6 protein-coding genes are annotated in these 6,743 nt (G+C 68.6%); all 6 read left to right on the top strand.

The window, feature by feature from the left end; translation table 11 throughout:
* On the top strand, positions 1-1,429 hold a 1,429-nt coding region (murF, locus tag VEG08_04020), incomplete at its 5' end, for a UDP-N-acetylmuramoyl-tripeptide--D-alanyl-D-alanine ligase (GenBank protein ID HXZ27150.1).
* A 22-nt stretch (positions 1,430-1,451) separates the two neighbouring features.
* Complete coding sequence (gene mraY / locus VEG08_04015) at positions 1,452-2,585, top strand: phospho-N-acetylmuramoyl-pentapeptide-transferase (GenBank protein HXZ27149.1); 1,134 nt, start codon at positions 1,452-1,454, stop codon at positions 2,583-2,585.
* A gap of 49 nt (positions 2,586-2,634) precedes the next feature.
* Positions 2,635-4,035 (top strand): UDP-N-acetylmuramoyl-L-alanine--D-glutamate ligase, encoded by a 1,401-nt coding sequence (murD, locus tag VEG08_04010; GenBank protein HXZ27148.1) that lies wholly within the window; start codon positions 2,635-2,637, stop codon positions 4,033-4,035.
* A 3-nt stretch (positions 4,036-4,038) separates the two neighbouring features.
* A complete protein-coding gene (gene ftsW, locus VEG08_04005; GenBank protein ID HXZ27147.1) occupies positions 4,039-5,130 on the top strand; it encodes a putative lipid II flippase FtsW in 1,092 nt (363 codons plus the stop codon).
* Between the two features lies 1 nt (position 5,131).
* Complete coding sequence (gene murG / locus VEG08_04000; GenBank protein HXZ27146.1) at positions 5,132-6,199, top strand: undecaprenyldiphospho-muramoylpentapeptide beta-N-acetylglucosaminyltransferase; 1,068 nt, start codon at positions 5,132-5,134, stop codon at positions 6,197-6,199.
* A 24-nt stretch (positions 6,200-6,223) separates the two neighbouring features.
* Positions 6,224-6,743 (top strand): Mur ligase domain-containing protein (locus VEG08_03995; protein ID HXZ27145.1); only part of this gene is annotated, 520 nt, incomplete at its 3' end.

Raw genomic sequence — 6,743 nt, 5'->3', positions numbered from 1 at the left:
CAGGCGCCCCCGCCGAGAAGGGAGCATCCCGGCCGTGAAACTCACCCTCCAGCGCGTTGCCGAGCTGGCCGCGGCCTTCGGCGACTTCGAGGCTGGCGCCCTGGCCCAGGGTTATTCCATCGATTCCCGCACGCTCGCGCCTGGTGAGCTGTTCTTTGCGGTGCGCGGCGAGCGCCTGGACGGACATGATTTCGTGGAGCACGCGCTGCGGAGAGGTGCGGTGGCCGCCGTCGTCTCCCGCCAGCAGCGGTCGCGCTTCCCTGCGAATGCCCGGCTGCTGGTGGTGGACGACACCCTGGCCGCCCTACAGGCGCTGGGCGCCGCCGTCCGCCGCCTCTGGGGCAGGACCCTAGTGGCGGTGACCGGCTCGACGGGCAAGACCACCACCAAGGAGGCCATCGCCCACCTGCTGGCCACGCGCCTCCGGGTGATGAAATCGGAAGGCAATCTGAACAACCACTTCGGCCTGCCCTTGCAGCTCTTGCGCCTGGAACCCGAGCACGAGGCCGCGGTGCTGGAACTGGGCATGTCCCACGCCGGCGAGATCACGCTGCTGGCCCGCCTGGCCCAGCCGGAGATGGGAGTGGTGACCAACGTCGCCCCGGTACACCTCGGCTTCTTCAACTCCGTGGCCGAGATCGCCCGCGCCAAGCAGGAGCTGGTAGCCGGGCTGCCGCCGACCGGCACCGCCGTACTCAACGCCGACGACGAGTACGTCTCCCAGTTCGGCCGCGACTTCCAGGGCAAGGTCGTGACCTTCGCCCTCGCCCGCCCCGCCGACGTGCGCGCGGAGCGGCTCGAGGACCGGGGCACGGCCGGCTCCACCTTCGACTTGGTAGCCGGCGGGCGCCGCGAGCCCGTCGCCCTGCCTCTGCTGGGCCGGCATAACGTCTACAACGCCCTGGCAGCGGTGGCGGTGGCCCTGGAATCCGGTGTCGCGCCCGGGGAGGCCGCAGCCGCCCTCGGCACGCTGGCGCCTTCGGACAAGCGCGGGGAAGTGCTGGAGCTGGCCGGCGCCACCGTCATCAACGATTGCTACAATTCCAATCCCCGGGCGCTGGACGCCATGGTCGACGTGCTGGCGGCCCTGCCCGCCACCCGCCGCATCGTGGTGGCCGGGGAGATGCTGGAGCTGGGCCCCAGCGGCGAGGAACTGCATCGCCGCTGCGGCGCCCGCCTGGCGGAGAAGGGGATCGATCTGCTGGTGGGAGTGCGCGGCCTGGCTCAGGCCATGGTCGACGCCGCCCGCGCAGCCGGGGTGGAGGCACTCTTCCTGGCTTCGGCGGAGGAAGCCGGGGAGTGGCTGGCGCACGAGGTACGCCCCGGCGACTGCGTGCTCCTGAAAGCCTCGCGCGGGGTTAAGCTCGAAGCGGCGCTGGAGACCTGGAAGGCCCGGCTAGGCGTGGCGGCCCCGCCGGCGAACGGCTGACCCGAGGAAACGAGAGGGACGATTGCTCTACTGGCTGCTCTACGAACAACTGTTCCGGTATTTCTCGCCCTTCCGCATCTTCCGCTTCCTCACCTTTCGCACCGCTTTTGCCAGCCTGACGGCGCTGTTCATGGGTTTGGTGGTGGGCCCCGCCGTCATCCGCCAGTTGCGCGAGTTCCAGATCGGCCAGTTCATCCGCGAGGAAGGCCCCGCCGCCCACCACAAGAAGGCGGGCACGCCCACCATGGGCGGGGTGCTGATCGCCATCTCCATCGTCGTTCCCACGCTGCTGTGGGCGGACCTCAGCAACATGTTCGTGTGGCTGGCGGTGCTGGCCACCCTGGCCTTCGGCTCCATCGGCTTTGCCGACGACTATCTGAAGGTGGTGCACCACCGCAACCTCGGCCTGACCGCCCGCACCAAGCTGGCGCTGCAGGTCCTGACCAGCGTGCTGCTGGCCACCGGCCTGGTTCTGCTGCAGGCCAGCGGCGACTATTCCACCCACCTCATCGTTCCCTTCTTCAAGAAGTTCCGCCCCGACCTGGTCATCACCGGCCTGACCCACAATCCCCATCTCTGGCCGCTGGCCTTCCTGCCCTTCATCCTCTTCGTGGTGCTGGTGGTGGTGGGCTCGTCGAACGCGGTGAACCTGACCGACGGGCTGGACGGGCTGGCCATCGGCTGCACCGTGATCGCCGCCGGCGCGCTCACCATCCTCACCTACGTCAGCGGCCACGCCGTCTTCGCCGGCTACCTCGACCTGGAACACATGCCCCAGGTAGGCGAATTGACCGTCTTCTGCGGTGCCATGGTGGGCGCCAGCATCGGCTTCCTGTGGTACAACGCCCACCCCGCCGAGATCTTCATGGGCGACGTGGGCTCCCTGGCCCTGGGAGGCGCCATCGGCACGATCGCCGTCATCATCAAGCAGGAATTGCTGCTGCCCTTCATCGGCGGGGTCTTCGTGCTGGAGGCGCTCTCCGTCATCCTGCAGGTGGCCTCCTACAAGCTGCGCAAGAAGCGCATCTTCAAGATGGCCCCCCTGCACCACCACTTCGAGCTCCTGGGCTGGTCGGAATCCAAGATCATCGTGCGCTTCTGGATCGCCAGCCTGGTGTTTGCACTCTTTGCTCTGACGACCTTGAAGTTGCGCTGATGCCCGACGGACTCGTGGCACAATGACACACGGTGGGATAGAGAGCGGAATGGAAGTCAAAGGCAAGCGCATCCTGGTGGTGGGGCTGGGCAAGTCGGGGGTGGCGGCGGCGCTGTTCCTCGAGGCGCACGGCGCCCGCGTCACCGTCTCCGACGCCAAAACCGAGGAGGAGCTGCGCAGCGAGATCCCCGCCCTGCTCGACAAGGGCATCACCGTCGAGGCCGGCGGCCACGGCGACCGCACCTTCCGCGACCAGGACCTCATCGTGGTCTCCCCCGGCGTGCCCTACGAGATCGCGCAACTGCAGCAAGCCCGCTCCCAGGGCGTGCCCGTCATCGGCGAAGTGGAATTGGCCTCCCGCTTCCTCAAGGGCCACCTCGTGGCCATCACCGGCTCCAACGGCAAGACCACCACCACCGCCTTGACCGGTGAGGTCATCTCTATGGGCGGCTACGAATCGCTGGTGGGCGGCAACATCGGCACCCCCGCCATCTCCCTGGTCGAGGAGTCCACCGACGACACCTACAACGTGCTGGAGATCTCCAGCTTCCAGCTCGAGACCATCGAGAGCTTCCATCCGCAGATCGCGGTGGTGCTCAACGTCACTCCCGACCACCTCGACCGTCACCGCAGCCTGCAGGCGTACATCTCGGCCAAGGCGCGCATCTTCGAGAACCAGACCCGCGACGACTACGCCGTGCTCAACGCCGACGATCCCACCTGCCTGCGCCTGGCCGACGACTGCCGCGCCCACACCCGCTTCTTCAGCCGCAAGGGCGAACTCAAGCATGGCGCCTACGTGAAGGAAGGGAAGATCTACTGGCGCGAGGAGGAGAGCGGCGAGCAGGAGATCATGCCCGTCGCCGGCATCACCCTCAAGGGGGCGCACAATCTGGAGAACGTGCTGGCGGCCGTCTGTGTGGGCCGCCTGGTCAACGTCGAGCCCCACCGCATCCGCCGCGCGGTGGAGGAGTTCAAGGCGGTCGAGCACCGCCTGGAGTTCGTCGCCAACATCCGCGGCGTCGACTATTACAACGACTCCAAGGCCACCAACGTGGACGCCACCACCAAGGCCTTGGAATCCTTCTCCTCCGGCATCCACATCATCCTGGGCGGCAAGGACAAGGGCAGCGACTACTCCGTGCTCAACCCGCTGCTGAAGTCGCGCGCCAAGCGCGTGTATACCATCGGCGCCGCCGCGGCGAAGATCGAGTCGCAGATCGCCGGGGCCGCTGAGATCGTCCACGCCGAAACCCTGGAGAACGCGGTGCGGCGCGCTGCCGAAGCCGCCGCCCCCGGCGACGTGGTGCTGCTGGCGCCTGCCTGCGCCAGCTTCGACCAGTTCGAGAACTACGAGCACCGCGGCCGCGTTTTCAAGGAAGCCGTGGCTGCCCTGGCCGCCAAGTCCGCCGGCAAGACCGGGCCCGAGGCGAAGGGAGGGGCCGCCTGAGCCATGGCTAAGCGCGTCAGTGTCGACAAGACGCTTTTCACGGTGACGGTGCTGCTGGTCTTCGTCGGCCTGGTGATGGTCTTCAGCGCCTCCGCCGTCATGGCCCAGGAGCGCTACGGCTCCGCCTACACCTTCCTGCTGCGGCAACTGGCTTGGGCGGTGGTGGGCATGACCGTGATGGTGCTGGTCATGAACCTCGACTACCGCCGCTGGAAGCATCCCGCGGTGGTCTTCTCCCTGCTGGGCGTGACCACGCTCATGCTGGTGGCGGTCTTCTTCCTCGACCGCGCCCACAACACCCACCGCTGGTTCCACCTGGGACCGCTCTCCTTCCAGCCCTCCGAACTGGCCAAGCCCGTCCTCATCCTCTTCCTGGCCTATTTCCTGGAGAGCCGCACCAAGTCCATGGACGACTGGCGAGGCACCCTGCTGCCCGCGGCCGTGCCCTCGCTAGTCTTCGCCGCGCTCATCATCAAGCAGCCCGACCTGGGTACCGGGCTGGCCTGCCTGGCGGTGACCGCCGTGGTCCTGTTCGTGGCCGGCATCCGCCTGCGCTACTTCGCTTACCCGGCGATCGCCCTCATCCCGCTCTTCTACTTCCTGGTCATTCGCGTGCAATGGCGCTACGAGCGCATCCTCGCCTTCCTGAATCCCTACTCCGATCCCCTGGGCCGCGGCTTCCACATCATCCAGTCGCTGATCGCGGTGGGTACCGGCGGCTTCGCCGGGGTGGGCCTGATGGAAGGCAAGCAGAAACTCTTCTACCTCCCCGAGCCCCACACCGACTTCATCTTCGCGGTCATCGCCGAGGAATTGGGTCTGGTGGGCGCCGTGGCCGTGGTCGCGCTGTTCGCCGTGTTCCTGGCGCGGGGCATGCGCGCCGCCCTGCGCGCCCAGGACCCCTTCGCCCGCTTCCTGGCCGTGGGCATCACCGCCATGGTGGTGGTGCAGGCGCTGATCAACATCAGCGTGGTGCTGGGCTTGCTGCCCACCAAGGGTATCCCCTTGCCCTTCATCTCCTACGGCGGCTCGTCGCTGTTCGTGACCCTGGCCAGCGTGGGGGTGTTGCTCAACATCACCCAGCACACGGAGTGATATGCGCGCGATCCTGGCGGGAGGCGGCACCGGCGGGCACGTGATCCCTGCCCTGGCCATCGCCCAGGAACTGCGCTCCCGCTATTCCGCCGAAGTGCTTTTCGTGGGCACCGCCCGCGGCATCGAGACCCGCCTGGTGCCGCCCGCCGGCTTCCGCCTGGAGCTGGTGCAGGTGGGCGCGCTCAAGGGCGTCAGCCTGGCCACTCGCGCCCGCACCCTCTTCGACCTGCCCCGCGCCGTGGTGCGCTCCGGGCGCATTCTGGCGGACTTCCGCCCCCAGGTGGTGATCGGGGTGGGCGGCTATGCCTCCGGCCCCGCCATGCTGGCCGCGGCGCTCTCCGGCATTCCCACCTTAGCCTTCGAGCCCAACGTCGTTCCCGGCTTCGCCAACCGCCTTCTCGCGCCCATGGTCGCCGCCGCCGCGGTGCATTTCCCCCAGACCGCGCACTGGTTCCGTGACGCCGTGGTCACGGGCGTGCCCGTGCGCCGGCAGTTCTTCGCCATCCCGCAGCGCCCCGCGGGCGCGCCGCCCACCCTGCTGGCCTTCGGCGGCAGCCAGGGCGCCAGCGCCCTCAACCGCACGCTGGTGGCCGCGCTCCCGGCGCTGCTGCGCGCGATTCCCGGCTTGCACATCCTCCACCAGACCGGCGAGCGCGACTATAATGACGCCCAGGCGGCATACCTGCAGGCGGGGATTTCGGCGGAAGTCTCTCCCTTTATCGACGACATGCCCGGGGCCTTTGCCCGCGCCGACCTGCTGCTCTGCCGTTCCGGCGCCAGCACCGTGGCCGAGGTGACGGCGGCGGGCAAGCCCGCGGTCTTCGTCCCGTTTCCCCGCGCCGCCGACGACCACCAGCGCCGCAACGCCGAGGCCCTGGCCCAGGCGGGAGCGGCTCTGGTCATCCCGGAGGCGGGATTGACCGCGGAGCGCCTGGTGGAGACGGTGTCGAAGCTGTTGGGTGACCGCGCGCGGCTGGCGCAGATGGGCGCCGCCGCCCGCCGGCTGGCCCATCCCGACGCCGCCGCGGAGATCGCCGCCATGGCCGCGCGGTTGGCGGCAGGGAACTAGAAACGAGAAACGAGAAACTGGAAACTGTTCGCCAAGATCCAACGCGTGCATTTCGTAGGTATCGGCGGCATCGGCATGAGCGGCATCGCCGAGGTCCTGCTCACGCTGGGCTACCGCGTCTCCGGCTCCGACCTGAAGCACTCCCCGGTGACCGAGCGCCTGGCGTCGCTGGGTGCCTCCGTCGTCGAGGGCCACCGCGCCGAGAACGTGGTGGGCGCCGAGGTGGTGGTCACCTCTTCCGCCATCGGCCCCGACAATCCCGAGGTGCTGGAGGCGCGCGCCCGCCACGTGCCCGTGATCCAGCGCGCCGAGATGCTGGCCGAACTGATGCGCCTGAAGTACGGCATCGCCGTCGCCGGGATGCACGGCAAGACCACCACCACCTCTATGGTCGCCGCCGTGCTGGCAGCGGCTGGCCTCGATCCCACGGTGGTAGTCGGCGGCCGTGTGGACGCCATGGGCTCCAACGCCCGCCTGGGCAAGTCCCACTACCTGGTCGCCGAGGCTGACGAGAGCGATCGCTCCTTCCTCAAGCTCTCGCCCA

The organism is Terriglobales bacterium, assembly GCA_035624475.1.
In the GTDB taxonomy this organism is placed as follows: domain Bacteria; phylum Acidobacteriota; class Terriglobia; order Terriglobales; family Acidobacteriaceae; genus DASPRL01.
This window is presented reverse-complemented; position numbering and strand designations above follow the sequence as displayed.

Coding starts and splice junctions, on each gene's coding strand:
- murD (HXZ27148.1), top strand. CDS start 2,635: ATGGAAGTCAAAGGCAAGCGCATCCTGGTGGTGGGGCTGGGCAAGTCG.
- ftsW (HXZ27147.1), top strand. CDS start 4,039: ATGGCTAAGCGCGTCAGTGTCGACAAGACGCTTTTCACGGTGACGGTG.
- murG (HXZ27146.1), top strand. CDS start 5,132: ATGCGCGCGATCCTGGCGGGAGGCGGCACCGGCGGGCACGTGATCCCT.